The organism is Anaplasma marginale str. Florida, from assembly GCF_000215485.1.
In the GTDB taxonomy this organism is placed as follows: domain Bacteria; phylum Pseudomonadota; class Alphaproteobacteria; order Rickettsiales; family Anaplasmataceae; genus Anaplasma; species Anaplasma marginale.
Window position 1 is genome coordinate 1 of the sequence record NZ_AFMS01000106.1, and the last position, 2,638, is coordinate 2,638.

The following is a 2,638-nucleotide window of genomic DNA, read 5'->3' on the forward strand; positions in this document are numbered from 1 at the left end:
AGTTGTTGATGTCAGACATCAAAGAAGGTGTGTACATAACTGATCTTTTCGGTTCTGGGGTCAATCTGACAACCGGGGATTATAGCCAGGGCGCCTTTGGTTTTATGATTGAAAATGGCCAGCTCACGCATCCGGTGCACGGCATAACGGTGGCTGGGAATTTGCGAGATATGTTTGCTGGCATGCGCGCGGCAAATGATTTGTCGTTTTTGCGATCTGTCAATTCCCCAACTTTGAGGTTCGACAATATGGTAGTTTCTGGAGTTAGCTAGTGCCGCATCTTACCCATCTTCGGGAGCGCATCACCCAGCACCTTAGAAGTGGTACGTTTGACGGGTAAATTTTAGGAGGTGATTGGCGTGAAAATACACGCTACTAGCGATGTGGCTATTATTGGGGCCGGTCCGGTCGGGCTTTTTACTGTTTTTCAGGCAGGAATGCTTGGGATGAGTGCTTGCGTCATCGATGCCCTAAGTGAGGTGGGGGGGCAATGTGCAGTGCTGTACCCAGAAAAACCGATATATGACATACCAGCGTATCCCGTAACCTTGGCTAGGGATTTGGTGAATAATCTGAAACGACAGGCTGACCCGTTCAAGCCTACCTACCTGCTGGGGCACACTGCGGAACAAGTACTAGAGGAAGGAGAACACTTCGTTGTTGTAACAGATAAAAAAGTGGGGGTGCGCTGCAGAGCAATTGTAATTGCCGCCGGTTCCGGGGGGTTTGGCCCCAATCGTCCCCCTTTAGACGGCATTACAGAATATGAAGATAAGTCCGTTTTTTATCACGTAAGTGATGTATCAAGATTTCGCGGCAAGCGAGTAGTAATTGCGGGGGGAGGGGACTCTGCAGCAGATTGGGCGGTAAGCCTATCTGAGGTTGCGGATTCAGTACATGTAATACACCGTAGGCACTCATTTCGCTGTGCTCCCAATACTCTACGTAACTTGGAAAGTCTTGCTGAGCGAGGACAGATCAAGTTGTTGGTCCCATACCAACTTGCTGGGCTTGCAGGCAGCGATGGAATGCTAAATGGGGTTATTATTAGGAATATATCCTCTAAAGAAGAAACCCGCATAGATGCGGATTTTCTATTACCGTTTTTTGGAATTTCAGCAAAACTCGGGCCGATTGCCAATTGGGGTCTCGGAGTTGAGAGTTTTTATATACCGATAGACCAGTCTACATGCAGAACTGCACGCACAAGGATATATGCCGTAGGAGATGTGGCGCACTACCAAGGCAAGCTAAAGCTGATATTGGTAGGGTTTTCTGAATCTGCGCTTGCGTGCCATGACATATATAAAGTATTGTTCCCCGAAACTCCGCTAAACTTCCAATACTCAACTTCAAAAAAAATGCCTTGCTAATTACCGACGCCGCCACGGAAAACGCGTGGTAATTGCTGGGTGAGATGTTGCACACTTATTAAATAGTTAAACAATTATTACCCAAGACCAAAGTTGGCATATATTTCTTTTTTAAACACACAAATGCCCGACAAAATTTCCATATCCTAGCGAGTAGTGCGATAGTGCCCGCGCAATCTGTGGGGGTGCTATCTTGGCCAGTGGATGGAGGGGGTGAATATGGAAGGACAAATAGCAAATTCAGGTGCGTTGGTAAACTCTGAAGAAGCAAGGCGAAGCAACCTATCTTCGTCGTGGAGAGATGGGATATTATGCGCTGTGAGTGCTTTGCTCGCAGTATTTGCGGTTTGTGTGGTGATAAGCGCAGCGTGTGTGGGTATCGCCCAATGGCGTGCTCCCGCGGTCATGCGGGGTACTGCCGCGCTTGTGTGCGGTTTGGCGTTGGGAATTTCCATGATGGTATTTGCAGTATACCGCATGACTGGCTGCTGTGATCCGGCCTTGCTCTTGAAGATAAATTCTTCAGTTGGCGATAGGTCAATATCGCGCTTTCGGGATATTTTTTCCCCGAAGGGTTGGAAGGGGATGCTCAGAAGTGGCACCAAGCTGACTTTTATGTCTCAACGTTATTCATGGTACGTTGTTAAAAAAGGAGTGTTCCCGCACGCGGTGTGTGTGGCCCCTAACGATGATACAACCGCGGCAATTAGGCTTTCTGGAAGTTATATCACGAATAGGTTTGGTAGCTATCAGCAATTCAAGGATGTTGTGAAAAGAGCCGAAAGTGTAGCGATTGTCTTTCCAAAGCAAAAATCTGCGCCCCCGGTTTTGATATTCAGGTGTCATATCAGCACCAGGGCAGACATACTCAGGATTATGTCCGGCTGCAGCGCGTTATCAAGCGGTTTTGGCAGCACGTTTTTTGCCAATTATGTTTGCATATACAAACATCTACTTCTCGCCTCTTCCGTAGAGCAAGTAGACAGCCGTTGTTGTAAAATGTTGTCAGTATCTTGGGAGATGCAATCACTTTCGCATAGGGAGGTCGTCAATGTGCTCACAGACGTTGCGTACAACAAGGGGTTGTTTCTCACCGTGTCAAAGTTTTGGGACAAAAACTCCGGCAACTGTAGCGCTGATGAAGTGAAGATGATGAGCACTCTACTAACACTTGCAACAAGCACGAAGCTGCGCACCAAATTAGGTTTAATCGGGGAAAGTAACCACTTAAAGGATAATTTGAACTTGCTTGCTCTAGCATATGC

At 47.3% G+C, this 2,638-nt stretch carries 2 protein-coding genes and 1 pseudogene; all 3 read left to right on the forward strand.

Translation table 11 applies throughout. The features are described 5' to 3' along the window. A partial coding sequence (locus GAC_RS02870) for a metallopeptidase TldD-related protein (RefSeq protein WP_037349411.1) occupies positions 1–272 on the forward strand: 272 nt, incomplete at its 5' end. A 78-nt stretch (positions 273–350) separates the two neighbouring features. Beyond that, the gene (locus GAC_RS02875) at positions 351–1,373 is read left to right on the forward strand and encodes an NAD(P)/FAD-dependent oxidoreductase (protein WP_012658954.1); all 1,023 of its coding nucleotides are present in this window, start codon (positions 351–353) and stop codon (positions 1,371–1,373) included. Between the two features lie 219 nt (positions 1,374–1,592). Further along, positions 1,593–2,638: pseudogene (locus GAC_RS02880) on the forward strand (hypothetical protein); the annotation flags it as partial.